The sequence below is a fragment of the Seohaeicola saemankumensis genome (assembly GCF_042678485.1).
GTDB classification, from domain to species: domain Bacteria; phylum Pseudomonadota; class Alphaproteobacteria; order Rhodobacterales; family Rhodobacteraceae; genus Seohaeicola; species Seohaeicola saemankumensis.
The window spans coordinates 469,696-496,486 of sequence record NZ_JBHTKR010000004.1 but is presented as its reverse complement, the minus strand read 5'-3'; the positions used below and the strand labels follow the sequence as shown (position 1 = coordinate 496,486).

At 63.1% G+C, this 26,791-nt stretch carries 27 protein-coding genes; 17 read left to right on the top strand and 10 right to left on the bottom strand.

Annotated features, from left to right (window positions below):
• Positions 1–5 precede the first annotated feature (5 nt).
• Positions 6–662, top strand: coding sequence for a ChrR family anti-sigma-E factor (locus ACFQ3C_RS12060; protein ID WP_380792051.1), 657 nt, complete (start codon positions 6–8; stop codon positions 660–662).
• 54 nt (positions 663–716) lie between these two features.
• On the opposite strand, the gene ACFQ3C_RS12055 is transcribed toward ACFQ3C_RS12060, so the two are convergent.
• The 3 genes from ACFQ3C_RS12055 to ACFQ3C_RS12045 form a co-directional block, all read right to left on the bottom strand.
• Positions 717–1,904, bottom strand: a complete 1,188-nt coding sequence (locus ACFQ3C_RS12055; RefSeq protein WP_380792049.1) for a DNA recombination protein RmuC — start codon at positions 1,902–1,904, stop codon at positions 717–719.
• On the bottom strand, positions 1,901–3,745 hold the full coding sequence (gene mutL / locus ACFQ3C_RS12050) for a DNA mismatch repair endonuclease MutL (protein ID WP_380792047.1): 1,845 nt from the start codon (positions 3,743–3,745) through the stop codon (positions 1,901–1,903). Before mutL ends, ACFQ3C_RS12055 begins: the two co-directional genes overlap by 4 nt.
• Positions 3,746–3,807: 62 nt before the next feature.
• On the bottom strand, positions 3,808–5,031 hold the full coding sequence (locus ACFQ3C_RS12045) for a urate hydroxylase PuuD (protein WP_380792045.1): 1,224 nt from the start codon (positions 5,029–5,031) through the stop codon (positions 3,808–3,810).
• 99 nt (positions 5,032–5,130) lie between these two features.
• On the opposite strand from ACFQ3C_RS12045, the gene ACFQ3C_RS12040 reads away from it, so the two are divergent.
• Both ACFQ3C_RS12040 and ACFQ3C_RS12035 read left to right on the top strand, forming a co-directional pair.
• Positions 5,131–6,078, top strand: a complete 948-nt coding sequence (locus ACFQ3C_RS12040; RefSeq protein WP_380792043.1) for a LysR family transcriptional regulator — start codon at positions 5,131–5,133, stop codon at positions 6,076–6,078.
• Positions 6,078–6,452, top strand: a complete 375-nt coding sequence (locus tag ACFQ3C_RS12035) for a rhodanese-like domain-containing protein (RefSeq protein WP_380792041.1) — start codon at positions 6,078–6,080, stop codon at positions 6,450–6,452. The genes ACFQ3C_RS12040 and ACFQ3C_RS12035 overlap by 1 nt, the downstream gene beginning before the upstream one ends.
• Before the next feature lie 124 nt (positions 6,453–6,576).
• Here ACFQ3C_RS12035 and ACFQ3C_RS12030 read toward each other — a convergent pair whose 3' ends face one another.
• The gene (locus ACFQ3C_RS12030) at positions 6,577–7,887 is read right to left on the bottom strand and encodes an ammonium transporter (RefSeq protein ID WP_380792039.1); all 1,311 of its coding nucleotides are present in this window, start codon (positions 7,885–7,887) and stop codon (positions 6,577–6,579) included.
• Positions 7,888–7,914: 27 nt separating this feature from the next.
• A complete protein-coding gene (locus ACFQ3C_RS12025) occupies positions 7,915–8,253 on the bottom strand; it encodes a P-II family nitrogen regulator (RefSeq protein WP_274559249.1) in 339 nt (112 codons plus the stop codon).
• A gap of 255 nt (positions 8,254–8,508) precedes the next feature.
• Here ACFQ3C_RS12025 and ACFQ3C_RS12020 point away from each other — a divergent pair, with 255 nt between their 5' ends.
• Positions 8,509–10,719, top strand: coding sequence for a transglycosylase domain-containing protein (locus ACFQ3C_RS12020; protein WP_380792036.1), 2,211 nt, complete (start codon positions 8,509–8,511; stop codon positions 10,717–10,719).
• A gap of 94 nt (positions 10,720–10,813) precedes the next feature.
• Here the strand turns inward: ACFQ3C_RS12020 and ACFQ3C_RS12015 are convergent, their stop codons facing one another.
• A complete protein-coding gene (locus ACFQ3C_RS12015) occupies positions 10,814–11,419 on the bottom strand; it encodes an MlaC/ttg2D family ABC transporter substrate-binding protein (protein WP_380792034.1) in 606 nt (201 codons plus the stop codon).
• A complete protein-coding gene (locus tag ACFQ3C_RS12010; protein WP_380792032.1) occupies positions 11,409–12,134 on the bottom strand; it encodes an MlaA family lipoprotein in 726 nt (241 codons plus the stop codon). Before ACFQ3C_RS12010 ends, ACFQ3C_RS12015 begins: the two co-directional genes overlap by 11 nt.
• 305 nt (positions 12,135–12,439) lie before the next feature.
• Between ACFQ3C_RS12010 and ACFQ3C_RS12005 the strand changes: the two genes are divergently transcribed.
• From ACFQ3C_RS12005 to ACFQ3C_RS11975, 7 genes are all read left to right on the top strand, one after another.
• The gene (locus ACFQ3C_RS12005; RefSeq protein ID WP_380792030.1) at positions 12,440–14,191 is read left to right on the top strand and encodes a type I secretion system permease/ATPase; all 1,752 of its coding nucleotides are present in this window, start codon (positions 12,440–12,442) and stop codon (positions 14,189–14,191) included.
• Positions 14,188–15,498, top strand: a complete 1,311-nt coding sequence (locus ACFQ3C_RS12000) for an HlyD family type I secretion periplasmic adaptor subunit (protein WP_380792028.1) — start codon at positions 14,188–14,190, stop codon at positions 15,496–15,498. Before ACFQ3C_RS12005 ends, ACFQ3C_RS12000 begins: the two co-directional genes overlap by 4 nt.
• Positions 15,499–15,605: 107 nt before the next feature.
• The gene (locus ACFQ3C_RS11995) at positions 15,606–16,070 is read left to right on the top strand and encodes a RidA family protein (RefSeq protein ID WP_380792026.1); all 465 of its coding nucleotides are present in this window, start codon (positions 15,606–15,608) and stop codon (positions 16,068–16,070) included.
• Positions 16,067–16,834 carry a glycerophosphodiester phosphodiesterase family protein gene (locus tag ACFQ3C_RS11990; RefSeq protein WP_380792024.1) on the top strand — a complete coding sequence of 256 codons (768 nt, stop codon included), beginning with the start codon at positions 16,067–16,069 and terminating at the stop codon, positions 16,832–16,834. Before ACFQ3C_RS11995 ends, ACFQ3C_RS11990 begins: the two co-directional genes overlap by 4 nt.
• Positions 16,835–16,886: 52 nt before the next feature.
• Positions 16,887–18,074: a GNAT family N-acetyltransferase gene (locus ACFQ3C_RS11985; protein ID WP_380792022.1), complete on the top strand. Its 1,188-nt coding sequence runs from the start codon at positions 16,887–16,889 to the stop codon at positions 18,072–18,074.
• Entirely contained in the window at positions 18,071–18,361 is a 291-nt protein-coding gene (locus tag ACFQ3C_RS11980) for a 4a-hydroxytetrahydrobiopterin dehydratase (RefSeq protein WP_380792020.1), read from the top strand. Before ACFQ3C_RS11985 ends, ACFQ3C_RS11980 begins: the two co-directional genes overlap by 4 nt.
• Positions 18,362–18,392: 31 nt before the next feature.
• Positions 18,393–19,235: a mechanosensitive ion channel family protein gene (locus tag ACFQ3C_RS11975; protein ID WP_380792018.1), complete on the top strand. Its 843-nt coding sequence runs from the start codon at positions 18,393–18,395 to the stop codon at positions 19,233–19,235.
• Positions 19,236–19,286: 51 nt separating this feature from the next.
• Here ACFQ3C_RS11975 and ACFQ3C_RS11970 read toward each other — a convergent pair whose 3' ends face one another.
• Positions 19,287–19,775, bottom strand: coding sequence for a peroxiredoxin (locus ACFQ3C_RS11970; RefSeq protein ID WP_380792016.1), 489 nt, complete (start codon positions 19,773–19,775; stop codon positions 19,287–19,289).
• A gap of 90 nt (positions 19,776–19,865) precedes the next feature.
• Between ACFQ3C_RS11970 and ACFQ3C_RS11965 the strand changes: the two genes are divergently transcribed.
• From ACFQ3C_RS11965 to ACFQ3C_RS11955, 3 genes are all read left to right on the top strand, one after another.
• Positions 19,866–21,077 carry an NAD(P)/FAD-dependent oxidoreductase gene (locus ACFQ3C_RS11965; protein ID WP_380792014.1) on the top strand — a complete coding sequence of 404 codons (1,212 nt, stop codon included), beginning with the start codon at positions 19,866–19,868 and terminating at the stop codon, positions 21,075–21,077.
• On the top strand, positions 21,074–21,634 hold the full coding sequence (gene rsmD, locus ACFQ3C_RS11960) for a 16S rRNA (guanine(966)-N(2))-methyltransferase RsmD (protein ID WP_380792012.1): 561 nt from the start codon (positions 21,074–21,076) through the stop codon (positions 21,632–21,634). The genes ACFQ3C_RS11965 and rsmD overlap by 4 nt, the downstream gene beginning before the upstream one ends.
• 160 nt (positions 21,635–21,794) lie before the next feature.
• Positions 21,795–23,012: an MFS transporter gene (locus tag ACFQ3C_RS11955; RefSeq protein WP_380792010.1), complete on the top strand. Its 1,218-nt coding sequence runs from the start codon at positions 21,795–21,797 to the stop codon at positions 23,010–23,012.
• Positions 23,013–23,103: 91 nt separating this feature from the next.
• On the opposite strand, the gene map is transcribed toward ACFQ3C_RS11955, so the two are convergent.
• Together map and sfsA are read right to left on the bottom strand one after the other, a co-directional pair.
• A complete protein-coding gene (gene map, locus ACFQ3C_RS11950; RefSeq protein WP_380792007.1) occupies positions 23,104–23,916 on the bottom strand; it encodes a type I methionyl aminopeptidase in 813 nt (270 codons plus the stop codon).
• A gap of 47 nt (positions 23,917–23,963) precedes the next feature.
• Positions 23,964–24,701, bottom strand: coding sequence for a DNA/RNA nuclease SfsA (sfsA, locus tag ACFQ3C_RS11945; protein ID WP_380792005.1), 738 nt, complete (start codon positions 24,699–24,701; stop codon positions 23,964–23,966).
• 46 nt (positions 24,702–24,747) lie between these two features.
• On the opposite strand from sfsA, the gene ACFQ3C_RS11940 reads away from it, so the two are divergent.
• Genes ACFQ3C_RS11940 through ACFQ3C_RS11930 form a run of 3 tightly spaced genes read left to right on the top strand, consistent with a single transcriptional unit; the run spans position 24,748 to position 26,778 of the window.
• Positions 24,748–25,470, top strand: a complete 723-nt coding sequence (locus ACFQ3C_RS11940; RefSeq protein WP_380792003.1) for a competence/damage-inducible protein A — start codon at positions 24,748–24,750, stop codon at positions 25,468–25,470.
• The gene (locus ACFQ3C_RS11935; protein ID WP_380792001.1) at positions 25,467–26,198 is read left to right on the top strand and encodes a GNAT family N-acetyltransferase; all 732 of its coding nucleotides are present in this window, start codon (positions 25,467–25,469) and stop codon (positions 26,196–26,198) included. Before ACFQ3C_RS11940 ends, ACFQ3C_RS11935 begins: the two co-directional genes overlap by 4 nt.
• A 7-nt stretch (positions 26,199–26,205) precedes the next feature.
• Positions 26,206–26,778 carry a peroxidase-related enzyme gene (locus ACFQ3C_RS11930; RefSeq protein ID WP_380791999.1) on the top strand — a complete coding sequence of 191 codons (573 nt, stop codon included), beginning with the start codon at positions 26,206–26,208 and terminating at the stop codon, positions 26,776–26,778.
• The last annotated feature ends 13 nt before the right edge of the window (positions 26,779–26,791 follow it).

Here is a 26,791-nt window from a genome sequence, read left to right as displayed (position 1 = left end):
TCGAGATGCATAACGTGAAACATCATCTGACCGACCAGCTGCTGATGGCCTATTCCGCCGGCACGCTGCCGGAGGCGTTCAACCTGATCGTCGCCGCCCATGTGTCGATGTGTGACGACTGCCGTGCACAACTGGCAAGTTTCGACAGCGTCGGCGGCGCGCTTCTGGACGGCACGGACAGCCAACCCGTGGCCGAGGATTGTTTCGCCGAGACGATGCGCCTGATCACATCCGGGGCGCTGAGCCCCGTGAAGCGGCCTTCGCCCAGCGCGCAGGGCGCTTCGGTCTTGCCGGCCCCGCTGCGTGACTACGTGGGTGGCGATGTCGACAAGGTGAAGTGGAAACCCATCGGCATGGGCGTGAAACAGGCGATTCTGCCGACCTCCAAAGAAGCCTCGGCACGGCTGCTCTATATCCCTGCAGGCACGGCCGTGCCTGATCATGGCCATCGCGGGATGGAGCTGACGCTGGTTCTGCAAGGCGCCTTCGTGGATGAGACCGACCGTTTTGGCCGCGGCGACATCGAGATCGCGGATGAGGATCTGACCCATACTCCGGTTGCGGACATCGGCGAGGATTGCATCTGCCTTGCAGCGACGGATGCGCCGTTGCGGTTCAACAAGCTGATCCCGCGCATCGCGCAACCCTTCTTCCGTATCTGATCCGGCACGGATCCAGACACCAAAGGGCGGTCCATCAGGGCCGCCCTTTTGCGTTCAGGGATCGCGTCTTTGCCCCTGCGCCAGAACAAGAGGTGGCTGATCGGCCTCGACGTCGGGTACGACATCCTCGAAATCGAAATTGTCCAGCCGTTTGGCGCGGCGCCCGGCCTTGTCGGCGCTGACCTTGATATCCGCAATGTCGCGCGCGGCCTGGCCGAAATGACGATCCAGATTCTCGACCCTTTGGCCCAGACGGTCCACATCCTGCGACAGAAGGCCCAGTTCACGCCTGATGGCCCCCGCCTGTTCGCGCATGCGCGCATCCTTGAGGATCGCACGCATGGTGTTCAACGTGGCCATGCAGGTGGTGGGCGACACGATCCAGACGCGCGCGGCAAAGCCTTCGCGCACCAGTTCGGGGAAATTGGCGTGCAATTCGGCATAGACCGCCTCGGAGGGCAGGAACATCAGCGCACCGTCGGCGGTTTCGCCTTCGATGATGTAACGCTCGGCAATCGCCTTGATATGGCCGCGCACGGATTGGCGCAGCAGGCTGGCCGCGCGATTGAGGTCGTTCGGATTATCCGCACGCCGCAACGCCTCATAGGCTTCCAGCGGGAACTTGCTGTCCACCACGATAGGGCCAGGCGGGTTGGGCAGATGGATCAGGCAATCGGCCCGCCGCCCGTTCGACAGCGTCGCCTGCATCTTGTAGCTGTCCGCAGGCAGCGCCTTGCCGACAATATCGTGCAACTGGATCTCGCCGAAGGCGCCGCGCGTCTGCTTGTTGGACAGGATATCCTGCAAGGACAGCACATCGCCCGACAGCTTGGTGATGTTGTCCTGCGCCTTGTCGATAGCGGCCAGCCTTTGCTGCAATTCGCCCAGCGACTGCGCGGTGCGGCGGGCCGATCCATGCAGGGTTTCTGTCATCTGTCCGGTGACATGGGCCAGACGTTGCTCCATCAGACGCATCATCTGCGCCTGCGATGCCGCCTGCGCCTCGGCCACATGGGTCAGACCACCGGAAAGCTGCTGCTGCCCATCGCCCAGGCCCTGCACCCGCGAGGCCATATAGGCCATCTGCTGCGCCAGTGGTTCCGCCAGCCTTGCAGACCGGGCCGCAGCACGCAGCGCAAGGATCAACAGGATCACGACCAGCAGCGCCAGCAGCAGACCTGCCAGCACCAGCACCACCGCCGGATCATCCAGCGCATAGGTCTGTCCGCCCAGCGTGATCATCGCCGTCCGAACAGCCGCTCTATATCGGCCAGCTTCAGCTCGACATAGGTGGGGCGGCCGTGGTTGCACTGGCCCGAATGGGGTGTGGCTTCCATCTCGCGCAGCAGCGCGTTCATCTCTTCGGCGCGCATCCGGCGGCCTGACCGGATAGAGCCGTGACAAGCCACACGGCTGAGGATCGCCTCAAGCCGGGTCTGGATGCCCGTGGTTTCCCCCTGATCCGCCAGTTCATCAAGGATATCGAGGATCATGGCCCGCGCATTGACTGCACCCAGCAGGGCTGGCGTTTCGCGCACGGCGATGGCCCCGCCGCCAAAGGGTTCAATCCCAAGCCCCAGCCGCGCCAGATCATCGGCATGATCCAGCAGGCGCGCGCAATCGTTAGGGGACAGCTCGACGATCTCGGGGATCAGCAGGGCCTGTGACGCGATGCCATTCTCGGCCATCTGGCGTTTGAGGCGTTCATAGACCAGCCGTTCATGGGCGGCGTGCTGATCGACGATCACCATGCCGGTATCGGTCTGGGCGATGATGTAATTCTCATGCACCTGCGCGCGGGCGGCCCCAAGCGGCAGCGCGGTTTCCTCGACTTCGGGGGATGTGTCCTCGACCCGTGCCGCATAGGTGCTGGCGGGCATATCGGCAAAACCGGGGGCTTGCGCGGCATAGGACGCCTGGCGCGCGGTAAGGCTGGGCCGGTCCATCTGATAGACGCGGGCGGGCTGGCCCGGTGCGACGGGTTCCGGGCGGAAGGCGCCAAGAGTGGCCGATGCAACCGTGGTCGAGGCGCGATGCCCCGCCTCGGCCAGCGCATGACGCAGGGCGGTGACGATCAGGCCACGCGCCATGCCTGGGTCGCGAAAGCGTACTTCGGATTTGGCGGGATGCACGTTCACATCCACCATCTGCGGGTCGCAATCCAGAAACAGGGCGGCCGCCGGGTGACGGTCGCGGCTGAGGAAATCGGCATAGGCCCCGCGCAGCGCGCCGATCAGCAGACGGTCCTGCACCGGACGGCCATTCACGAACAGGAACTGCGCCACGGATGAGCCGCGCGAATAGGTGGGCAAGGCCGCATATCCCGTCAGGTGAAAGCCTTCGCGTTCCGCGTCGATCCGCAGGGCGTTGTCGGCGAATTCGGTGCCCAGAACACGCGCCAGCCGCCCGTGCAGCGCATCGAACAGATCGCCGCTTTCGGCATCGGCCCGGAACAGGACGCGGCCCTCGCCACCGCCCGACACATCGCGCAGGGTAAAAGACACGAAAGGCTCGGCCATCGCCAGCCGCCTGATCACCTCGCTTGTCGCCTGCTGTTCGGCCCGGTCCGAGCGCATGAACTTCAGGCGCGCCGGGGTGGCGTAGAACAGATCGCGCAGTTCCACCACCGTGCCTGCCGTCAGGCCGGCCGGTTTGACCGGGCTCATCTGCCCCCCCGCCACCGTGATCTGCGCTGCGCCCTGCCCGCCTGCGCGGCTTGTGATCGTCAGCCGCCCGACCGCACCAAGCGAGGGCAGCGCCTCGCCCCGGAAGCCGAAGCTGTGGATGTTCAGCAGGTCCGAGCCGTCGATCTTGGAGGTGGCATGGCGTGAGAGGGCCAGGGGCAGGTCATCCGGCGACATGCCGCAGCCATCATCGGTCACGCGGATCAGGGTCTTGCCGCCGTCGGCCAGCGCAATGTCGATCCGCCGCGCACCGGCATCAAGCGCGTTCTCGACCAGTTCCTTGACCGCAGAGGCGGGACGCTCCACCACCTCGCCTGCCGCGATCCTGTTGATCGCGGCCTCATCAAGCTGTCGTATGATGGGGCGATTTTCGCCTATCTTGGGGTTCGGATGTGCCATGCCGCAAAACCTAGCATGACCGGATCCGATTCGACCACCATCGAGCAGCGCGTCAGCGCAGATCAGCCGCCGGTGGCTGCCTTGTACCAGGCCACGATGGCGGCACGTTCCTCTGCCTCCATATAGGACAGGTTCGCGGGGGGCATCGCATGGCTGATACCGGCCTGAAGATAGATCGCGCGCGCCGCGCCGGCGATATGCGCCTCGGTGTCCAGGCGCACACCTTTGGGGGCCCACAGCAGCCCCTCCCAGAAAGGTTCTGCGGCATGGCACATGGAACAGCGGCCCATCACGATGTCATGGACCTGCTCGAAACCTTCGGCCTGCGCGAAGCGCAAGGCGGCCCCCTGCGCTTCCTCTGGCGCATCGGACCGGAACATCGGCGCGGTGCTCAGCCACATGATCGCGATGAAGATCAGAACGGTGGCCGCCCATGTCCATGTGGGGTTGCCGGTGCGTGCGTGCATCGAATTGAAGTAATGCCGGATCGTCACGCCCATCAGGAACACAAGGCTGGCGATGATCCATGTGTTCTCGGTCGCAAAGGCCAGCGGATAGTGGTTCGACAACATCAGGAAGATCACGGGCAGCGTCAGATAGTTGTTATGCGTGCTGCGCTGCTTGGCGATCTTGCCGTATTTCGGATCGGGTTTGCGCCCGGCAATCAGATCAGCGACCACGATCTTCTGGTTGGGGATGATGATGAAAAAGACGTTCCCGCTCATGATCGTGGCGGTGAAGGCGCCCAGGTGCAGCATCGCGGCGCGGCCTGAAAAGACGCTGGTGTAGAAATAGGCCATCGCCACCAGCACCACGAACAGCGCCAGCATCAGACCCGTCTGGTTCGCATCCACGAAGACCTTGCAGAGCGTGTTGTAGACGATCCACCCAAAGGCGAGCGAGGCGAGTGAAATCCCCACGGCCTGCCACGTGGCCAGTTCCATCACGGCGGGGTCGATCAGGTAGAATTCGGCCCCCAGGTAATAGACCAGCACCAGCAGGAAAAAGCCACTCATCCAGGTCCAGTAGCTTTGCCATTTGTGCCAGATCAGCCCGTCGGGCATATGCGCCGGGGCCACCAGGTATTTCTGGATGTGGTAGAAACCACCGCCATGCACCTGCCATTCCTCGCCATCGGCCCCGGTCGCCAGGTTGCGATCGCGGTGCAGGCCCAGATCCAGCGCGATGAAGTAGAACGACGATCCGATCCAGGCGATCGCCGTGATCACGTGCAGCCAGCGCACCGCAAATTCAAGCCAGGCACCCATTGCAGCCAGATCATACATCACGCTCTCCTTTGGACGGGGTTGGGATCAGGCTATCGCAGCACCAACTTGTTTGTTAATCCTTCGAATGACGGGAACAGTTTCAAGCAAAGACTGATAATGGCTTATGTAAACAATATCAGAATGTTCCTGCGCGTCTTCGAATTGGGCAGCATGAGTGCGGCAGCGCGCGACCAGAGGACATCGCCCGCCGTGGCCTCGGCCCGGATCGCCGAGCTTGAGAAGCATCTAGGCGTACGCCTGTTCAACCGCACCACCCGCGCGCTCAACCCCACGGAACACGGGCGTTTGTTCTATGACGGGGCCGCGCGCATCCTTCAGGCCATAGACGAGGCCGAAGCCGACGTTATGGCCGCGACCCAATCGCCGCGCGGCACGTTGTTCGTGGCCGCCCCCCTGGGCGTCGGGCGGCGCTTCATCGCGCCTGCGGTGCCGGGGTTCAAACGGGACTATCCGCAGATCGACATTCGCCTGCGCCTGTCGGACCGGGTCATCGACGTGACGGGTGAAGGTCTGGACCTGGCCTTTCACCTTGGACCGCTGACCGATAGCGACCTGAAAGTGCGCGTGATCGCGGATTGCCCGCGCGTCCTGTGCGCTGCACCTGCCTATATCGCGCAGCGCGGGATGCCTGCCGACGGGGCAGCGCTTGTGCGGGACCGGCACGATTGCCTGAACCTGCGCTTTCCGGGCGCAAAGGAATTCCAGTGGACATTGCTGACGGCAGACGGACCCAAGCGGTTCGAGGTGTCGGGCCCGCTGGAATCCGATGATGGCGATGTCTTGACCGGCTGGGCGCTGGATGGGGCCGGCATCGTGATGAAACCGATCTTCGAGGTGGCCGAACATCTGCGGCGCGGCGCGCTTGTGCCGGTGGCCACGGCCACGCCCCCGCTGCCCACGCAACTGGCGTGTCTGTCGCCCAGCCGCAAGTATCGCGACCCCAAGGTACAGCGCTTCACCGAAGTGATGATCGCCCATTGCAAGGACGCGCTTGCGCGCCTTGATATCCCGCTTGAAACGAAAAACCCTGAAAGGACCGACTGATGAAATCCGAAACCATTGGCAACGCCGTATTCGAAACCTGGACCGCAGAAGAACTGGCTGCCGCATTTGACCGGAACGAGGTGGTGATCATCGACGTACGCACACCCCAGGAATACATGTTCGAGCATATCGAAGGCGCGCTGCTGATGCCGCTGGCCTTTTTCGCGGCCAGCAAGCTGCCCGGTCAGAGCGATAAGCGAATCGTGTTTCATTGCGGCTCAGGCGTGCGTAGCGAACGTGTTTGCCGCGCCGCGATCGAGGCGGGGATCACGCCTATCGCCCATCTGGAAGGCGGGTTTGGCGCCTGGAAAGCCGCCAAGCTGCCGTATGTCGGCACGAACATGGCCACTGGTGCACCCCAGCGGGTTGCCTGACACCGGATCAGCGTCTGGGAATGGGCAACCCCGTGATATCTGTCGGGGCCACGCGGCAGACATGAAAAAACCCGGGCGGGAGCGCCCGGGTTCTCTTTCGTGCTGATCTCTCGGGAGGAAAGGATCAGCCCTTGGTGAATTCGGGATATGCTTCCATCCCCAGTTCGGACACGTCCAGACCGTTGATTTCGGCCTCTTCGCTGACGCGGATCCCCATGGTTGCCTTCAGGATCAGCCAGACAACGGTGCTGACCACGAAGACGAAGGCGCCGATGATTGCGAAGCCGATGATCTGGGTCACGAAGGACGTGCCTTCGGTGTAGAAGGGAACCGCCAGGGTGCCCCAGAAGCCTGCGATCAGGTGCACCGGGATGGCGCCGACCACGTCGTCGATCTTCAGCTTGTCCAGGAAGGGCACGGCCAGAACCACGATCACACCGCCAACAGCACCGATCCACAGCGCGCCGAACAGCGTCGGATCAAGCGGACCCGCGGTGATCGAGACCAGACCGGCCAGTGCGCCGTTCAGAACCATCGTCAGGTCGACCTTCTTGTACATGATCTGCGTCAGGATCAGCGCGGCAACCGCACCGGCCGCAGCGGCCATGTTGGTGTTGGCGAAGATGACGGCGACAGCGTTCGCATCAGCTTCGGTGCCCAGCGCCAGCTGCGAACCGCCGTTGAAGCCGAACCAGCCCAGCCACAGGATGAACGTACCCAGGGTTGCCAGCGCAAGGTTGGAACCCGGCATCGGGTTGACGCGGCCATCCTTGTACTTGCCCAGACGGGGGCCAAGGATCAGCGCACCGGCCAGGGCTGCAAAGCCACCTGCGGCGTGCACCAGGGTCGAGCCTGCGAAGTCGGAGAAGCCCATCTCGGACAGGAAACCGCCGCCCCACTGCCAGGATGCTTCGATCGGGTAGATGAAGCCGGTCAGGATGACGGTGAAGATCAGGAAGGGCCACAGCTTGATGCGCTCGGCCAGGGTGCCCGACACGATCGACGCGGTTGTGGCGCAGAACATCAGCTGGAAGAAGAAGTCGGAACCCGTCGCATAGCCGGTTTCCAATGCGGGATCACCGCCGATATCGGCCGTTGCGAAGATCGGACCAAGCAGGCCCTGCATCCACCAGCCATCGCCAGGATACATCAGGTTATAGCCGACCAGCCAGTACATGATGGCCGCGATCGAAAAAAGCGCGATGTTCTTGGTCAGCTGGGTGGTCACGTTCTTGGAACGCACAAGGCCCGCTTCGAGCATCGCGAAACCCGCCGCCATCCAGAACACCAGGAAGCCGCCGATCAGGAACAGCAGGGTATTGAAGATGAAGGCGTTATCCACGGCCGCTGCGGCCTCGGACGTATCCTGGGCCAGGCCCATCACCGGCACGACAGCCAGTGCTGCGGCAAGCGGCAGCAATTTCAGAGATTTCATGTCCATGTATCCTTTCCCCCGGCGCGGTTAGACCGCGTCCTCATTGGTTTCGCCGGTCCGGACGCGCACGGCCTGTGCCACATCCAGAACGAAGATCTTGCCGTCACCGATCTTGCCGGTCTTGGCGGTTGCCGTGATCGTGTCCACGACCTGATCGGCCATGGCATCGTTCACCACGATCTCGAGTTTGACCTTCGGCACGAAGTTCACGGCATATTCGGCGCCGCGATAGATTTCGGTATGGCCCGACTGAGATCCAAAGCCCTTGATTTCAGTGACCATCATGCCGCGTACGCCGATGTCGGTCAGAGCTTCACGGACCTCCTCGAGCTTGAACGGCTTGATCGTTGCAATGATGAGTTTCACCTGTGTCCCCTTCGTCTGGAGCGGGATGAGGCCCGCATGTTGCAGTTGCAGCAAAACGATGTGGGGGCCGGATTTGAAAGGCTGCGCGGGGAATCCGGCCCGCGAATCCGAAATATTTGTCTAATATTTGTGCGCTTATATTTTTTTGATTATTTATTGTGCAAAACAAAAAGCTGAAAGCGGTGCGGCAAGGGTCAACATTTCCCGGAGAGTCGCTATATTCGCGCGAACAACAATGGCCGGGCAGAGCAGAGCATGAGTGATTCAGGTCGCAGGAAGCCACCCCTGGTGGCGGATAAACGCGTTGGCGCGAAGAAGGCGGGCGCAACGGCCAGGACATCCTCACCCAAACCGGCGAAACCCGCCCGGCGCAAACCCGCGCCGCGGCGCGCAGGCCGGCGGCGCAACCCGATCGTGGCGCTTTTCGCAGCTCTGTTCGGTTGGATCTGGCGCATTGTCTGGGGCTTCACGTGGCGCGTCGGTCTGATCGCAGGGCTGATCCTGGCCGGGGCGATCGGCTATTTCTACACGACCCTGCCCGAGGCAAGCGCGCTTCTGGACGGGCGCCAGCGCGGGTCTGTCACGCTGCTGGATGCGGATGGGCGCGTCTTTGCCTGGCGCGGGAACCAGTTCGGCGGCGTTGTCAGCGCCGAGACGATTTCCCCGCATCTGAAGAATGCTGTCATCGCAACCGAAGACAAACGGTTCTACCGCCATCTGGGTATCTCGCCGCGCGGGATCGCCGGGGCCATCCGCATCAACCTGCGTGAAGGGCGCGGGCCGCTGTCGGGCAACGGGGGGTCCACGATCACCCAGCAGACAGCCAAGCTTTTGTGTCTGGGCGTGGCCTATGACCCGCAACTGTGGGAAACCGAAACCGCCTATGAGGCCGATTGCCGCCGGGGGTCGCTGTCCCGCAAGATAAAAGAGGCTGTCTATGCCTTCGCACTCGAGGCGAAGTATTCCAAGGACGAGATTCTCGCGATCTATATCAACCGCGCCTATCTGGGCGGCGGCGCCTATGGGGCCGAAGCGGCATCGCAGCGGTATTTCGGCAAGTCTTCGGGCCAGCTGATCCCGGCCGAGGCCGCAATGCTGGCCGGGCTTCTGACCGCGCCGACAAGTCTTGCGCCAACCAACAACCTGCAGCGTTCGCAAGACCGGGCCGCCACCGTCATCCGGCTGATGCAGGAACAAGGCTACCTGACCCAGGCGCAAGCGGCTGATGCCCTGGCCAACCCCGCGCAGCTGTCCGAAGCCGCAGAGGCTCGGGCGGGCGGTTTCTTTGCCGATTGGGTCATGTCATCAGGGCCCGAGTTCTTTACCCGCAACACGACCGAAGATGTCGTGATCCGCACCACGCTGGACCCCCGGATCCAGCGCGCCGCCGAAGAGGCGATGCTTTACGCCTTCGAGAACAAGGTGCGCGAAGGATCCAAGGCGCAGGCCGCGATCGTGGTCATGTCCTCGGACGGGGCGGTGCGCGCCATGGTCGGCGGGCGCGACACGCGGGTGGTGGGCGCTTTCAACCGCGCCACGCAGGCGCGGCGCCAGACCGGGTCGGCCTTCAAGCCGTTCGTCTATGCCGCCGCGCTGGATCTTGGCTATTCCCCGAATGACGTGATCGACGATTCGCCCTATTGCGTGAACATCCCCGGATCCGGCGAATGGTGCCCCAACAACTATGACCGCAAGTTCAGCGGCCAGGTCACGATGACCGAAGCCCTGTCTCGGTCGTTGAACATCCCGGCGGTGAAGGTGGCGCAAAGCGTCGGTCTTGAAACCGTACGGACGGTGGCCACGCAATTCGGCATCCAGTCTGACCTGGCGGCCGGGCCTGCCCTGGCGCTTGGCGCCTCGGAGGCCACGTTGATCGAGACGACGGGCGCCTTTGCCGGCATCCTCAACGGCGGTTCGGCCGTGACACCCTATGGCCTGGTGGAGCTGCGGATGCAGGGCGAAAGCGAGCCATTGATGACCGCGACGGGCGGCATGGGCGAGCGTGTGATCCGGCAAGAGGCCGCAGAGCAGCTGACATGGATGCTGCATCAGGTCACGACGCGCGGCACCGGCACGCGGGCGAACCTCAAGGATCGTGAGGTCGCCGGCAAGACCGGCACCACACAGGCAGCGCGCGACGCCTGGTTCATCGGTTATTCGGCGGATTATGTGGCCGGTGTCTGGATGGGATATGACGACAACACGCCCCTGACGGGTGTCACGGGCAGCGGCCTGCCTTCGGAAATCTGGCACGAGGTCATGACCCGGGTGCATGAGGGTCTGCCACCCCGGCCGCTTCCGATGATGGCGCCAGCCGCACAGCTAGCCGTTCCAGGGCCAGAGGTGAATGCGGGTCAGGACCCGTGGCAAGGCCAGGCGCCACGCCGCACCAACAATGGCCAGCCAGAAACCCAGACAGCGATCGAACAATTGTTCCGGGATCTTTTCGGCGCCGGGCGCAACTGATCTGCCATTCGCCGGACACGAAAGCCGGGCACGAAAAAAGGCGCGTCCCATCGGGCGCGCCTGTCTTTTCGGTCAGGATCGCGGCGGTGTCCTGTCAGGCCGCCGCGCGCAGATCGGCAATCATCGCATCGATATTGCCACCGCGCCGATCCATCATCGCGCCGATCTCGGTCCGTTCGGTCAAGAGCATGTTGATACCCTCGATGAACAGGTTGAAGAACAGGTCCTTGCCACTACGATCCGACACCAGGAACGTCACTTCGAACGGGGCCTGACCGCGCAATATCGCAAGGCTTTTCACCTCGTAGAAGCTTTTGACGGCGCGCGCCTCTTGCACTTCGATCTGGCCGCCGATGAACTCGCGGAAGCGTCGGCCATACTTGACCGAGATATAGCGCTGGAACACGGTCGTGAACTCGCGCATCTGCGCCGGTGTTGCGCGACGCGCATCCACACCCAAGGCATAGCTTGCGATCGTGGGCACATCGGCATAGCGGGCGAAGATCCGCTCGAATTCGACATACATCGCCTGCTCGGATTTGCCCGAGGCGATCACGCCATTGATATCCGCCACCAGTGCGTCAACCAGGGTTTTTGCCCGCTCTGTCGTCATCGCCATCGCCGGCAAGCCAAGGCCGGCCAGACCGACCGTCGATGCAAGGGATCCGATGGCGAAGCGGCGTGTCACATCAATCTTCATAGGGGTCCTCATAGGGGTCATCATAGGGGTCGATCGAACCCGCTGAATATGGGTCATCATAGGCGGCACCACCAGACCGGTTGAGCGTAAACCGTCTGTTCTGCAGGTAAATCAATCGCGATTGGGCATAGCTGTCGGCACTGTCGTAGAGGATGGAATCGACCGTGTCGCCGAACCGGCCGCGATCCGCGATCACATCCACGACCTGCGCCCCGATCCGTATCTCGTTCTCGGTCCCCGACAGAACCGTGGACAGCGGGTTTGTGAAAAGGTCCACGACATGGCCCACCGCATCGCGCTGCGTCGAAGGACCCCGGAAGGGCAATTCGACGAAATTCCCCTCTTTCGCGCCCCAGACATGCAGGGTTTCACCGAAATCGGTATCTACCTCGGCCACGCCCGTGATGTCGCCCACATCGACCAGGCCGGCAAAGCCGATAGTGCTGTTGATCGCGAAACGGTAGGTATTTGCCAGCGCCCCCTTGACGTTTCCTTGCAGAAGGTTGTTCACCACCAGCCCTGGGGCCGACAGGTTGGCGGCGAAATTATCTGCCAGCAGCCGGATATCTTCGGGCACGGCACGCGTGTAGCCGCGCGACAACGGGCGAAGAACGGCCCGGTCCACCCCCTTGTTGAACGCGTGGACCCGACGGTTGTGCGCCTCAAAGGGATCGCTGATCCCGTCGCGCGTCACGACAGCGTCAGGATCCTGCACAGCGCAGCCGGCCAGAAACAGAACGGCAAGGCATGGCAACAACCAGCCCCGCGCGGACCGTGGCAGGGAAAACCGAAAGGTGGGGGCAATGTGTTGCAATAGAAAACCCATATTCAAGAGCATTTGATCTGAAGTTCCCGGCAAATGACCGGTAAATCTGAGGTATGCGGCGCACCTGTTGAGGGTATTCCGCCGGCGCCGCTAACCCGAAGTTAGGACATTCCATTATACCGTCCAAGCCGCAGACGGAAGAGCAGTGCGGAAACGAACGGTCAACTCTTGGTGCAATTGGCGGGAAATGTGGCATGCGAACAGCAGATAACCTTCCCGGCCTTTCCGAATTGCGCGCGGCACGGCAGGCCAGTTTGGGGCTTATGTGGTGGGTGGCACTGTTCAGCATCTTCACCAATCTTCTGGTCCTTACCGGCCCGATCTACATGCTTCAGGTCTATGACAGGGTACTTGTCAGCGAGTCCCTGCCAACGCTTGTCGCCCTGACTGTCCTTGCCGGGTTTCTTTATGCCGTGATGGGTGTTCTGGATCACGCAAGGGGTCGGATCATGGTCAGGATCGGCGCGCGGTTCCAGCACAGGATGGAACGGGGTGTCTTTGACGCGATGCTGCGCGACAGGTTGACCAAGGGGCAAGCCCTCGCCGCGCAACAGCCCTCCGGGCCGCATCAGCTTGAGACGGTTCAACGGCTTTTGACATCCCAGGCCTTGCTGGCCCTTTTCGATCTGCCATGGGTGCCGATCTTCGCAATCGGCATCGCGCTGCTTCACCCCTGGCTGGGCGCCCTGGCGGTTGGCGGCGGGGCATTTCTGGTTCTTCTGGCGATGATCAACCAGATCCGCACGCGGCACTCTCTTGTCAGCGCCAACAATGCGGCGGCGAGCGCGCTGGCTTTCGGAACACAGGTCGGCGCTTCGGTCGAAACGGTCTACGGCGTTGGCCTGCGGGAACAGGCATTCGCCCGCTGGCATGCGGCGCGTGACCAGGCGTTGTCGATGCATGTCCATGCGGCAGACGTCGGCGGAAGCCTGACCGTGGCGCTGAAAACATCCCGCCTGTTTCTGCAGTCGGCCATGCTGGGATTGGGTGCCTGGCTGGTCATCAGGGATGAGATCAGCACCGGCACGATGATTGCGGCGTCGATCCTGCTGGCGCGCGGCCTCGCCCCTGTCGAGCAGGTGATCGGCAGTTGGCCCCTGTTCGCGGATGCAAAGCGCGGGTGGCAAGATCTGACCCGCCTTCTGACCGACATGCCGGCCGCGCCACCCCGGCTTGTACTGCCCTCACCAGCGGCACGGCTTGACGTGCAGGCGCTAACCGTCATTCCACCCGGCGCGACACAGCCAATTCTGAGGATGGTGAACTTTGCCGTGCTGCCCGGTCAGGCGATTGGCGTGATCGGACCCTCGGGCGCAGGCAAATCCGCGCTGGCGCGCGCGCTGACGAATGTCTGGTCCCCGATCACTGGGGCGATCCGACTGGATGGCGCGACGCTGGACCAATATGATCCCGCCAGCCTTTGCCGGCATATCGGCTATCTGCCGCAACGGGTCGACCTGTTCGACGGCACCATCGCCGAGAATATCGCCCACCTCCTGCCCGCACCTGAATCCGACAAGGTGGTGGCGGCCGCCCGCAAGGCAGGGGCGCATGACATGATTCTGCGCCTGCCACAGGGCTACGAGACCCGGATCAACGCTGACGGGGGCGGATTGTCAGGGGGGCAGATCCAGCGGATAGGGCTGGCACGCGCCCTGTTTGAAAATCCTGTCCTGCTTGTTCTGGACGAGCCGAACGCGCATCTGGACAATGAAGGCGCCAGCGCCCTGAACCGCACCATCCGCGCGATGAAAGCCGCGGGGCATTCCGTTCTGATCATGACACATCGGCCCACGGCCATCGAAGAATGCGACCTTATCCTTGTGATCGACAGCGGTCAGCGCGTGGCCTTCGGCCCGCGTGACGACATCCTGCGGGATGTTCTGGACAACCCGACAGATCTTCGCCTGCCGCAACGGCAATCCATGGGGGTCCGGGCACCGTGACCGTTGACGCGGCATCACGCTTTCCGACAGGTCGGCCCGTGTTGATCGGTCTGCTGGCGCTGCTTGTCTTGCTGGGCGGCTTCGGGACCTGGGCCGCCTTCGCCAGCATTTCAGGGGCGATCGTTGTCAACGGCCGGATCGAGGTGGAGCGGAACCGGCAACTGGTGCAGCATCCCGATGGCGGTCCGATCCGCGAAATCCTTGTCGAGGAGGGCATGCCCGTTCAGGCAGGTCAGATCCTGCTGCGCATTGATGGCCGGGCACTCGTATCGGAAAAGACCCTGCTGGAGGCGGAACTGTTCGACATCATGGCCCGCCGTGGTCGCAGCGAAGCCGAGCGTGACGGCCTTGCAGAGCCAGTCTTCGACCCTGCTCTTCTGGCGGCTGCGCGTCGAAACCCCGGCATCGCAAGCCTTGTTGACGGGCAGCATGCGTTGATGGTGGCGCGGCGCGGCGCGCGGGACCGACAGGCCAGCCAGCTTGACCTGCGGATCCGGCAGATCGACAAGCAGATCGCGGGGCTGACAGCACAGCGCCTTGCATTGACGCAGCAGCAGGACCTGATCACACAGGAGCTTGCCAATCAGACCGCCTTGCTTGACCGGAGCCTGGCCCAGGCCAGCCGTGTTCTTGCCCTGGAACGGGAATCGGCCGCGTTGACCGGGGCCATCGGCGCGGTGGAGGCCCAGACCGCCGAAGCCGAAAGCCGGATCGCGCAAACACGGGTCGAGATGCTTCAACTGCATGACACCCTGCGCAAAGACGCGATCACGCGCCTCGATGCGCTGCGACCACAAGAGCTTGACCTGCGTGAGAAACACCGCGCCCTGGTCGCGCGGCTGGAACGGCTGGATGTCCGCGCGCCGGTCGCAGGGATCATCCACGGCTTGCAGGTTCACTCGGACGGCGCGGTTCTGCGGCCTGCCGATCCGATCCTGTCGATCATACCGCAGGATCGGCCATTGATCGTGACAGCGCAGATCGATCCGCTGCATGTGGGCCGCGTCTTTCCCGGCCAGTCCGTCACCTTGCGCTTTCCCGCGCTGCAACATCATCGCTCATCTGCCCTGTCGGGAACAGTCGCGCGCATATCGGCCGACGCCTTTGCCGATTCCGCATCGGGGCGGTTTTTCTACCGCGCCACGATTGTCCTGAATGCGTCGGAAACGGCTGGCCTGCCCGAAGGAACGGTTTTGATCCCCGGTATGCAGGTTGACGCCTTCCTGCGCACCGGCGACCGGACAGCCCTGCAATATCTGTTGAGGCCGCTGGCCGACAGTATCGGCAGGGCCCTGCGCGAGGAATAGACCTGCGTTCATATCGGGGCATCACGCCTTTGGTTCGTTTGCGGTTTCCTTCTGCAACGAAGCCCGGTAGCGTCCAGCGCAAATCACCCGTGACACGGAGAATTCCCATGACCAGCGCCATTGAAACCCGTCTTGCCGAGCTTGGAGTAACCCTGCCCTCTGCGCCCGCACCGGCGGCGAATTACGTCCCCTTCGTGCAGGCGGGCAACCTGGTATTTGTTTCAGGTCAGATTTCGAACGGGCCCGACGGGCTGATCAAGGGCCGGCTTGGCGACAACATGGATGTCGAAGCCGGAGCGGCGGCGGCAAAGGCCTGCGCGATCAGCCTTCTGGCGCAGCTCAAGGCGGCCTGCGGCGGCGACATCGACCGGCTGGAGCGTGTGGTCAAGCTGACAGGTTTCGTCAATTCGACTGCGGATTTCACCGATCAACCCAAAGTCATCAACGGCGCTTCGGATTTCCTGGTGGAAGCACTGGGCGACATGGGTCGGCATTCACGGTCTGCCGTGTCCGCGGCCGCGCTGCCGCTGGGCGTGGCCGTCGAAATCGAAGCGATCTTCCAGATCAGATGAACCGCCTGCCCGATGCCTTTCTGAAGGCCCCGATCGCGCATCGCGCCCTGCATGACATCACGGCAGGCCGCCCGGAAAACTCGCCTGCCGCAATCGAAGCCGCGTGCCAGGCCGGATATGGCATAGAGATTGATCTGCAGCTGTCATCTGACGGCCAGGCCATGGTTTTTCATGACTATGACCTCAAGCGTCTGACCGATCAGACGGGGCCAGTCCGCCAGCGCAGCGCTGCGGAACTTGGGCAAATCCGGCTCAAGGGCGGCACTGACACCATCCCGACCCTGGCCCAGGTACTGCAGCAGGTCGCGGGGCGCACACCCCTGCTGATCGAGATCAAGGACCAGGACGGGGCCATGGGCGCGAATGTCGGCGCGCTTGAGGCCGCCGCGGCGCGTGTCCTTGGGGACTATGCAGGGGCGGTTGCCGTCATGTCCTTCAATCCGCATTCCATGATCGCCATGGCGGGGCTGGCCCCTGATGTTCCCCGCGGTCTGACGACCTGTGACTTCAACGCGGAAGACTGGCCGCTTCTGCCCCCCGGCACGCGGACGCGACTGCGCGATATCCCGGATTACGACGCGGCCAAGGCCTGCTTCATCAGCCACGAAGCCTGCGATCTGGGCGCGACGCGCGTGGCCGACCTCAAGGCGCGCGGGGCGGTCATCCTGTGCTGGACGATCAAGTCCGCCGAAGCCGAGACCGAGGCAAGGCAGGTTGCCCATAATGTCACCTTCGAGGGTTACTCTGCCGCGATCCCGGCTTGATCGGCCCATCCGCCGACCCAGATAGAAGGTCGCATGAAGAGGGCACGCCGCCATGAGTGACGACATGATCGAGATCGACATGCTGAACGGCTTGTCAGAGATCCCGCAGCCCGCGTGGGACGCCTGCGCCTGTCCGGAAGCAGCCGATGGCGGCGCCCCGAACGATCCGTTCACGACCTGGCGCTTTCTCAAGGCGCTGGAGGACAGCGGATCGGTGGGCACCGGATCAGGCTGGCAGCCACGCCATCTGGTCGCGCGGCAAGACGGCAAACTGATCGCCTGCGCCCCGATGTATGCCAAATCGCACAGCCAGGGCGAATATATCTTTGATCACAACTGGGCGCATGCCTATGAACGCGCGGGCGGGCGCTATTACCCCAAGCTTCAGATCGCCGTGCCCTTCACGCCCGCCACGGGACGGCGTTTCCTGACCCGAGCCGGATTTGAACAGGCCGGACAGGTCGCACTGGTTCAGGGCGCGGTGGAGTTGACGGACAAGAACAGCCTGTCCTCATTGCATGTCACCTTCTGCACCAAGGCCGAGGCAGAGGCCGGCGCGACGATGGGCCTGATGCATCGCATCACCCAGCAATATCATTGGGAAAACGCGAATTATCCCGATTTCGACGGGTTTCTGGCTTCGCTATCCTCGCGCAAGCGCAAGATGATCCGCAAGGAACGCGAGCGCGCGCAAGCCTTCGGTGGGCAAATCATGGCCCTGACCGGCGACCAGATCGAAAAATGGCACTGGGATCATTTCTGGCGGTTCTATCAGGATACGGGCGCACGCAAATGGGGCACGCCCTATCTGACGCGTCGTTTCTTCGACATCGCGCATGACACGATGCGGAAGGACATGCTGCTTGTGCTGGCCATGCGCGACGGTGTGCCGGTCGCCGGTGCGCTGAACTTCATCGGGCGGCAGGCCTTGTATGGCCGCTACTGGGGCTGCATCGAGGATCATCCCTGCCTTCATTTCGAACTGTGTTATTATCAGGCGATGGATTTCGCGATCGCAAAGGGGATGGCAAGGGTCGAGGCCGGCGCGCAGGGCGAACACAAGCTGGCACGTGGCTATCTGCCGGTGCCCATCCATTCCCTGCACTGGATCCGGGAGCCTGGCTTTGCCGATGCCGTCGCCCGCTACCTTGAGGCGGAACGCCGTGCCGTCACAGAAGACATCGAGGTTCTGACGGCTTATGGTCCGTTCAGAAAGACGCAAGTGGAGGAACAGGAATGACCGAACGCCTCAGCGATACGGGCCGCAAGACAATATTGGCCCCCTTGTTCGAAACCGGCTGGCAGATGGTCGACGACCGCGATGCCATCACCAAGACTTTCCAGTTCAAGGATTTCACGGAAGCCTTTGGCTGGATGACACAGGCGGCCCTCTGGGCTGAAAAATGGAACCATCACCCCGAATGGTCGAATGTCTACAAGACCGTGACGGTCGTTCTGACCACGCATGACGTGGATGGGCTTTCGGCGCTTGACGCAAAGCTGGCGCGCAAGATGGACAGCCTGTGAACCAACCCCGACGCAAACCCAGGGAAGACCGATGCAAGAGTTGATGAACACCGAAATCTGGAACGGCACCACATTGGCGGATGTGCTGACCCTTGAATTCCTGGCCTCTCTGGCCGGATCGGTCGTGGGGGCGCTGGCGCTGGTTCTGGGCGGGTTCATCGTGGCAAGCTGGGCGCGCAACAGGGTCATCGGGCTGTCACGGCGCTACAAGCGGCTGGACGGCACGCTGTTCAGTTTCCTGGGAAACATCCTGCGCTACGTCATCCTGGCTTTCACGGCGCTGTTCGTGCTGAACACTTTCGGGATCCAGACCACATCCATCGTGGCCGTGATCGGTGCCGCCGGTCTGGCCATCGGTCTGGCGTTGCAGGGCACTTTGTCGAACGTGGCGGCAGGTGTGATGATCATCCTGTTCCGGCCTTTCAAGAACGGCGATTTCGTCGAAGTGGCCGGCCAATCGGGAACGGTGCAGGAAATCTCGCTTAACTTCACCGAACTGTCGTCGGTAGGCAATGTGCAGGTGATCATCCCCAACAGCCAGGTTTGGGGCAACGTCATCGTGAACTATTCCGCCTATGACACGCGGCGCGCGGAATGGGTTTTTGGCGTGTCCTATGACGCGGATCTGAAGAAGGCCGAAACCATCATCCGCGATACGATCATGGCCGATCCACGGTCCAGGACCGATCCCGCGCCCTTCTTCCAGGTCAACAACCTTGGCGACTTCTCGGTCGATTTCCTGGTGCGGGTCTGGTGCGCCTCGGGCGATTATTTCCAGTATCAGGCGGATATGAAGCGCGCCGTGAAGGAAGCGCTGGACGCCGGCGGGATCGACATCCCGTTCCCCACAAGGACGATGATCAACGCGGCATAAAAAACCCCCGCCTGGCGATGCAGGCGGGGGTTTTGCCTTGACGGCAAGGGATCAGATCGCGGCCAGCAGGGACTCGCCACCCGAGATCTCGCAGGTGCCGGGGCTTTCCTCGGGGTGGAAAACCTTGACCACACCATCTTCGACCAGCATCGCGTAGCGCTTTGACCGCGCAACCAGCCCTGCGGGCGGCGCATCGAAATCCATGCCGATGGCCTTGGTGAATTCGCTGGCGGCATCCGACAGCATCGTGATGCCTGCGGCGGTAGCGCCTGTTGCCTCACCCCATGCCTTCATCACGAAGGGGTCGTTGACGCTGATGCAGATGATCTCGTCCACGCCCTTGGCGGCGAACTGATCCTTCGTGCGAATGAAACTCGGCACATGGGCCGAATGGCACGTGGGGGTAAACGCCCCCGGAACCGCAAAGATCGCAACCTTGCGACCCTTCAGCTTCTCACCAAGAGCCACCGCTTCCGGCCCTTTGTCACCCATCTTCACAAGTTTAGCGTCGGGCAGTTTTGCCCCGGTCGAAATCGTCATCCTGTTCCTCACCTTGAGTTTGCGTTATCCGGTTCCGTGGATATAGGGTGCCGCGCAATCCGAGACCAATACTTTCGAAAAGGAGCAGGGATGATGCACGTCGTCGTCGTCGGGGCCGGGCAAGCCGGATCATCACTTGTCGCCAAGCTGCGCAATTCCGGTTTTGAGGGACGGATAACCCTGATCGGCGCCGAACCCGTGCCGCCCTACCAGCGCCCCCCGCTGTCCAAAGCCTACCTGCTGGGTGACATGTCACTGGACCGATTGTTCCTGCGTCCTGAAAGTTTCTATGCCGAACACCAGATCGACCTGCGCCTGAACACCCGCGTGACCGGGATTGACCGCGCGGCGCATACCGTCACCCTGAACAGCGAGGTGATGCCCTACGATCACCTGGTGCTTGCCACCGGATCGGATCCGCGCCGCCTGCCCGCCAGCATCGGCGGGACGCTGGATGGCGTTTTCGTCGTGCGCGATCTGGCCGATGTCGATGCGATGGCGCCGCATGTCGTGGAAGGCAAGCGCGCGCTAATCGTGGGCGGCGGCTATATCGGGCTGGAGGCTGCTGCCGTCGCGGCAAAGCGCGGGCTTGAGGTCACACTGGTCGAGATGTCGGACCGCATCCTGCAAAGGGTGGCCGCGCCCGAGACATCCGACTATTTTCGCGCCCTGCACCAAGGGCATGGCGTGACCATCCGCGAGGGTGTGGGGCTTGATCGCCTGCTTGGCGCGGGGCATGTGACCGGCGCGCGGCTGACAGATGGCACCGAACTGGCCGTCGATCTGGTGATCGTCGGTGTCGGCATCACGCCTTCGACCGCGCTGGCCGAGGCCGCGGGGCTGGAGATCGACAACGGCATCAAGGTTGGCGCGCAGGGCCGCACGTCGGACCCGGCGATCTGGGCGGCCGGGGATTGCGCCTCGTTTCCTTGGAAAGGCGGGCGGATCCGTCTGGAAAGCGTGCCGAACGCGATCGATCAGGCCGAATGCGTGGCCGAAAACATCATGGGCGCCGGCAAGGACTATGTCGCGAAACCCTGGTTCTGGTCGGATCAGTATGACGTGAAACTCCAGATCGCGGGGCTGAACGCAGGCTATGACCGTACCGTGGTACGCCCCGGCGACAAGCCGGGCAGCCAGTCTGTCTGGTATTTCCGGGGCGATACCCTGCTGGCCGTGGACGCGATGAACGATCCGCGCGCCTATATGATCGGCAAGCGCCTGATCGAGGCAGGCCAATCCCCCGCGCCAGAAGCCGTCGCTGATCCCGAGATCCCTCTCAAATCGCTGCTTCCCGCATGAGGATCGTCGCGGGCCGCTTTCGGGGCCGCGCCCTTGCGGCCCTGGGCAAGGGCGATCCCGGCGCGCATCTGCGGCCGACAACGGATCGTACCCGCGAAAGCCTGTTCAACATGCTGGCCGGTGGCCGGTTCGGCGATCCGATCACCGGCGCGCGCGTCCTGGACCTGTTCGCAGGCACCGGCGCGCTGGGGCTCGAGGCGCTATCGCGCGGCGCCTCTCATATCACCTTCGTCGATGACGGTGCCAAGGCGCTGGTGCTGATCCGGCAGAACATCGCGCTGTGCGGTGCTGAAACCGATACGCGGATCATCAAGCGTGATGCGCGCCGCCTGCCCCCGAATGACGGCGCGCCCTGCGATCTGGTTTTCCTTGATCCCCCTTATGCAAAGGGCCTGGGCGAGCAGGCCCTGACCCAGGCGCTGGCGCAAGGCTGGATCGCGCCCGAGGCGCTGATCGTCTGGGAAGAAAGCGCCGCGATCACGCCACCCGAAGGTGTCACCCTGCTGGACAGTCGCCGCTATGGCGACACGGTGATCAACCTGCTGCGCGCCAGCTGATCCGACAAGGGATGTCCCGGGCATCTCGAACCCGCGTACGCCTGCCATATCCGCCCAACCCTGCGGCCTGGCAAAAAGGCGACGCGCGACGGGGTCGGAAACAGGAAAGCATGGCAGGGCACGCAGGTTCAGCTTGCCCTGACATTGATCCGGAATACCCATGGCGACCCGTTACATACCAATCTGGACCCGCTTTGCCCCTGCGCCCGGCGTTCGCGGTTTCGCGACCCTCCAGGGTTTCGAGGCGATCACCCGCGGTATCCTGATCTCTGTCTTTCCGCTTGAGATGTATCGCGCCCTCGAGGACGCGCAGACCGTGTCGCAGGTCTATTTCATGATCGGGATCACGTCCTTGCTGGGGGGGTTGATGGTGCCCTGGCTGAACCGGTTCCTGCCACGCCGCTGGATGTATACGACCGGCGCATTGCTTTATGTGATGGGCTCCACCGTGGCGGTTCTGGGTGGTACCGACATGATCATGTTCGCCCTGCTGTGCAATACGCTGGCGACGGTGATCACCTTTGTCTGCTTCAATGCCTATGTGCTGGACTATATCGCAAGGGTCGACCTGGGGCGCGCTGAATCGATGCGGATGTTCTATTCCGCGCTGGGATGGACCGTCGGGCCGGTGCTTGGGGTAACCCTCATGGCGCTCTGGCGGCCCGCGCCATTCGTGGTCGCCGGGATCTCGGCACTGTGTATGCTGTCGGTCTTCTGGTCGATGCGGCTGGGCAATGGCAAGCTGATCAGCCGGGCGCGCGCGCCCGCGCCCAACCCTCTGGCCTTCCTGACGCGCTTCTTCGCACAGCCACGCCTGATCGCGGGCTGGCTTTTCGCGGTAATCAGGTCCTGCGGCTGGTGGGTCTATGTTGTGTACCTGCCGATCTTCGCCGTGCAGTCCGGGCTGGGCGATGCCACAGGCGGTATCGTTCTGTCGATCACCAATGGAACACTGTTCCTGACGCCGTTGATGCTGCGCTTCGTTCAGGCCAGTTCGATCCGCACGGCAGTGCGCTTCGGCTTTTTCGCATCAGGCGTGCTGTTCATCATGGCCGGGATTGGCCAGTGGCTGCCATGGGGGGCGGTGGCCCTGCTGATGCTCGCATCCTTTTGCCTGATCCTGCTGGATGTCTGTGGCGGGCTGCCTTTCCTGATGGCGGTCAAACCTTCGGAACGCACCGAGATGTCGGCCGTTTACTCAAGCTTCCGGGATGTATCGGGTATCCTGACACCCGGCGTGGCCTGGCTTGTCTTGCTGGTTGCCCCCTTGCCCGGCGTCTTCATGGCCTGCGGCGCAGGGCTCTGGCTTGCCTGGGCCCTTGCAGGGCGGCTGCATCCGCGCCTCGGTCATGCGCGCATACGCTTGCCTGCGGCCTGAGGGCTGTGGGCTGTGGGCTGCGATTACGCCCGTTTCTTCTTGCCTGAAATATCCCCGCGCGGAGCGCATTCCGACCGCGCAGGCGATCGCGTCAGCCGTAGGTGGGATGGAACAGTCCCGCAGGGGAAAGGGTGAATATCTCGCATCCCGTGGCGGTGACACCGACGGAATGTTCGAACTGGGCGCTCAGTGACTTGTCGCGGGTCACCGCGGTCCAGTCATCGGCCAGCACCTTGGTTTCAGGACGGCCCAGGTTGACCATCGGCTCGATGGTGAAGAACATCCCTTCCTCAAGAACAGGTCCGGTGCCCGGGCGGCCATAGTGCAGCACATTGGGCGGCGCATGAAACACACGCCCCAGGCCATGCCCGCAGAAGTCCCGCACCACGCTCATGCGATGCCCCTCGACGAAGGACTGGATCGCATGGCCGATGTCGCCAAATGTATTGCCCGGCTTGACCGCCTCGATCCCCAGCATCAGGGCATCATGCGTCACCTGGATCAGGCGCTCGGCCTTCCGGGGCAGGCTACCGGCCGCATACATGCGGCTGGTATCGCCGAACCAGCCGTCCACGATCACCGTCACGTCGATGTTCAGGATATCGCCATCCTTCAGTTTCTTGTCACCGGGAATACCATGGCAGACAACATGGTTCAGGCTGATGCAGCTGGCATGCTGGTAGCCCTTGTAGCCGATCGTGGCGGATTTCGCGCCGGCGGCCTCGACCTTGTCCTCGATGATCCGGTCCAGTTCCGCCGTGGTGATGCCGGGCTGCACATGCTCTGCAATCTCGTCCAGAATGGTTGCCGCCACCTGTCCGGCGCGGTGCATTCCGGCAAAGTCACCGGCTTCGTGAATTCGGATGCCATCCCTTGTGAGGCGGCCGCGATGCTGATCGTTCAAACCGGGGCTCCGTCCTGAAAATCCGTTTTGCCTTTATTTAGGCCGATTTATCCCAAGTTGCCAGTGTCGCCAAGAACAGCAGTCACCGGATGCGACAATCCGATCCCCTCGGGGCTGAGGTCGCAGGCTTGGCAGATCACCTCGACACCGGCCGCGCGCGCGGCTGATGCGGCGGCGGCATAGGCCGGGTCGATGTCGCGCGCCAGCGCGAAACGGGTGCAATCGCTGCGCTGGACAAGATAGAACAGCACCGCCCGGTGCCCTTGCCGCGCCACTTCGGCAAGCTCGCCCAGATGTTTCGCGCCGCGCGCGGTCACGCTGTCGGGAAATTCCGCCAGCCCGTCCTGACGGCTGAGGGTTACGCTTTTCACCTCGACATAGGCATCGGGCAGATTCGGCGCGCGCAACAGGAAATCGACGCGGCTGGATACACCATAACGCTGTTCTGGCCGCACCTCGGCATAGGCGGCAAGCGCGGGCACCTGGCGCGCGATCAGCGCCGCGCGCAGCATCCGGTTGGGCCAGGCCGTATCGATCCCCGTAAAATGACCGTTGCAATGATCCACCAGACGCCAGCCATAGCGCAGCTTTTTCTTCGGATCGTCGTTGTGTTCCAGCCAGATTCTTGTGCCGGGCGCGGCCAGCCCCAGCATCGAGCCGGGATTGGGGCAATGCGCCACCACCTGCTGCCCCGCATCGGGGCCGGTTTCCGGCACGACATCGGCCAGGAACCGCTTGTAGCGGCGGATCAGCCGGGCGGGCAGCAGAGGGGTTGGAAAGCGCATGGGCTTGGGCCTATACCGGGGCATCGAATGTTTCAAGGACAGCGCCATGACCAATCCAACCGCCGCCATGATCGTGATCGGGGACGAGATCCTGTCGGGGCGCACCCGCGACAGCAACATGCATTACCTGGCGGGCGAGCTGACCAAGGTCGGCATCGACCTGCGCGAAGTGCGCGTGGTCAGCGATGACGCCGCCGCGATCATTGCAGCCGTCAAGGCCCTGTCCGCGGCCCATACCCATGTCTTCACCTCGGGCGGGATCGGGCCGACCCATGATGACATCACAGCAGATTGCATCGCCCAGGCCTTCGATCGGCATATCGATGTGCGCGACGACGCGCGCGCATTGCTGGCGGCGCATTACGCCCGTACGGGAAGCGAGCTGAACGCCGCGCGGTTGCGGATGGCCCGCATCCCCGACGGGGCCACCCTGATCGAGAATCCGGTTTCGACTGCGCCAGGTTTCACGGTCGGGAACGTACATGTCATGGCGGGCGTGCCATCTGTCTTTCAGGCGATGGTCGCCTCGGTCCTGCCGACCCTGACCGGCGGCAAGCCGCTGCTGTCGCAGACCCTGCGTATCCAGCGGGGCGAAGGCGATATCGCAGGCCCCCTCGCCGATCTGGCGCAACGCTATCCGGATCTGTCGATGGGGTCCTACCCGTTCCAACTGAATGGCGTGTATGGCGCCAATATCGTGATCCGGGGGCAGGACGGCGCGCGGGTCGATGCCGCGATGGCGGAACTGTCGGCCCTGTTTCCCGCATGACGCCGGATGTGGCGCAACTTTATGACGTGATCGACGGCACCTGGCCCGCCGCCGCGGTTCAGCGGTCCGGACCTTTCATGTTGCGCCGCGGCGATGGCGGCGGGCAGCGCGTATCGGCGGCCACGGCACTTGGCCCTGTCACACCACAGGACATCGACACCGCCGAAGCCGCGATGCAGGCCATGGGGCAGCCGCGCCTGTTTCAGATCAGGAGCGGCGATGCGTCCCTTGATACACTGCTTGCCAGTCGTGGCTATGCCATTGTCGATCCGGTCAATCTCTATGTTGCCCCGGTCGATACACTGGCGACGCGCCGCCCGCCGCCGGTGACAGCCTTTTGCGTATGGGAGCCGCTGGCCATACAGATCGACATCTGGGCCAAGGGCGGGATCGGGCCCGGACGGCTTGCGGTCATGAACAGGGCCAAGGGGCCCAAAACCTCGATCCTCGGGCGGCTCAACGATCATCCCGGCGGCACCGCTTTCGTTGCGATCCATGACGGGGTTGCCATGGTCCACGCGATCGAAGTGCTGCCGCATCAGCGCAAACAGGGCATGGCGGGCTGGTTCATGCGGCTTGCCGCCTTCTGGGCGCGCGACAACGGGGCATCGCATATCTCGGTGGTCTGCACACAGGCGAACGGCGCGGCGAATGCGCTCTATGCTTCCCTCGGGATGGCGCTTGTGGGACAGTATCACTACCGCAAACATCCAGACGACATGAAATGAGCCAACCATGCGCACCACAATCCAGCCCACCGCCCTCGACCTGCCGCAAGTCGATCCGCTGCCGCCCGCCACGCAGAAATATTTCGACATCTGTCAGGACAAGCTGGGCATGGTGCCGAACGTGCTGCGCGCCCATGCGTTTGACATCGAAAAGCTGAACACCTTTTCCGCGCTCTATAATGACCTGATGCTGGCGGACAGCGGCCTGAGCAAGCTTGAGCGCGAGATGATCGCTGTTACCGTATCGTCAATCAATCGCTGCTTCTATTGCCTGACCGCCCATGGCGCCGCCGTGCGGCAGCTGTCCGGCGACCCCAAACTGGGCGAAATGCTGGTGATGAATTACCGCGTGGCGCCGCTGGATGCGCGGCAACGCGCGATGCTGGATTTCGCGGCGCTGGTCACGACGGCTTCGGCCACGATCGAGGAACATCACCGCCAGGCGCTGCGCGATGTGGGTTTCATGGACCGCGATATCTGGGACATTGCCAATGTCGCGGCCTTCTACAACATGACCAACCGGGTCGCTTCGGCCACGGACATGCGCCCCAATGACGAGTATCATGCACAAGCCAGGTGATCTGACGGGATGA

Excerpts from the sequence above, each read along its gene's own strand:
- ACFQ3C_RS12060 (WP_380792051.1), top strand. The coding sequence starts at position 6 with ATGCATAACGTGAAACATCATCTGACCGACCAGCTGCTGATGGCCTAT.
- ACFQ3C_RS12055 (WP_380792049.1), bottom strand. The coding sequence starts at position 1,904 with ATGATCACGCTGGGCGGACAGACCTATGCGCTGGATGATCCGGCGGTG.
- mutL (WP_380792047.1), bottom strand. The coding sequence starts at position 3,745 with ATGGCACATCCGAACCCCAAGATAGGCGAAAATCGCCCCATCATACGA.
- ACFQ3C_RS12045 (WP_380792045.1), bottom strand. The coding sequence starts at position 5,031 with ATGTATGATCTGGCTGCAATGGGTGCCTGGCTTGAATTTGCGGTGCGC.
- ACFQ3C_RS12040 (WP_380792043.1), top strand. The coding sequence starts at position 5,131 with ATGGCTTATGTAAACAATATCAGAATGTTCCTGCGCGTCTTCGAATTG.
- ACFQ3C_RS12035 (WP_380792041.1), top strand. The coding sequence starts at position 6,078 with ATGAAATCCGAAACCATTGGCAACGCCGTATTCGAAACCTGGACCGCA.
- ACFQ3C_RS12030 (WP_380792039.1), bottom strand. The coding sequence starts at position 7,887 with ATGAAATCTCTGAAATTGCTGCCGCTTGCCGCAGCACTGGCTGTCGTG.
- ACFQ3C_RS12020 (WP_380792036.1), top strand. The coding sequence starts at position 8,509 with ATGAGTGATTCAGGTCGCAGGAAGCCACCCCTGGTGGCGGATAAACGC.
- ACFQ3C_RS12015 (WP_380792034.1), bottom strand. The coding sequence starts at position 11,419 with ATGAAGATTGATGTGACACGCCGCTTCGCCATCGGATCCCTTGCATCG.
- ACFQ3C_RS12005 (WP_380792030.1), top strand. The coding sequence starts at position 12,440 with ATGCGAACAGCAGATAACCTTCCCGGCCTTTCCGAATTGCGCGCGGCA.
- ACFQ3C_RS11995 (WP_380792026.1), top strand. The coding sequence starts at position 15,606 with ATGACCAGCGCCATTGAAACCCGTCTTGCCGAGCTTGGAGTAACCCTG.
- ACFQ3C_RS11990 (WP_380792024.1), top strand. The coding sequence starts at position 16,067 with ATGAACCGCCTGCCCGATGCCTTTCTGAAGGCCCCGATCGCGCATCGC.
- ACFQ3C_RS11985 (WP_380792022.1), top strand. The coding sequence starts at position 16,887 with ATGAGTGACGACATGATCGAGATCGACATGCTGAACGGCTTGTCAGAG.
- ACFQ3C_RS11980 (WP_380792020.1), top strand. The coding sequence starts at position 18,071 with ATGACCGAACGCCTCAGCGATACGGGCCGCAAGACAATATTGGCCCCC.
- ACFQ3C_RS11975 (WP_380792018.1), top strand. The coding sequence starts at position 18,393 with ATGCAAGAGTTGATGAACACCGAAATCTGGAACGGCACCACATTGGCG.
- ACFQ3C_RS11970 (WP_380792016.1), bottom strand. The coding sequence starts at position 19,775 with ATGACGATTTCGACCGGGGCAAAACTGCCCGACGCTAAACTTGTGAAG.
- ACFQ3C_RS11965 (WP_380792014.1), top strand. The coding sequence starts at position 19,866 with ATGATGCACGTCGTCGTCGTCGGGGCCGGGCAAGCCGGATCATCACTT.
- rsmD (WP_380792012.1), top strand. The coding sequence starts at position 21,074 with ATGAGGATCGTCGCGGGCCGCTTTCGGGGCCGCGCCCTTGCGGCCCTG.
- ACFQ3C_RS11955 (WP_380792010.1), top strand. The coding sequence starts at position 21,795 with ATGGCGACCCGTTACATACCAATCTGGACCCGCTTTGCCCCTGCGCCC.
- sfsA (WP_380792005.1), bottom strand. The coding sequence starts at position 24,701 with ATGCGCTTTCCAACCCCTCTGCTGCCCGCCCGGCTGATCCGCCGCTAC.
- ACFQ3C_RS11940 (WP_380792003.1), top strand. The coding sequence starts at position 24,748 with ATGACCAATCCAACCGCCGCCATGATCGTGATCGGGGACGAGATCCTG.
- ACFQ3C_RS11935 (WP_380792001.1), top strand. The coding sequence starts at position 25,467 with ATGACGCCGGATGTGGCGCAACTTTATGACGTGATCGACGGCACCTGG.
- ACFQ3C_RS11930 (WP_380791999.1), top strand. The coding sequence starts at position 26,206 with ATGCGCACCACAATCCAGCCCACCGCCCTCGACCTGCCGCAAGTCGAT.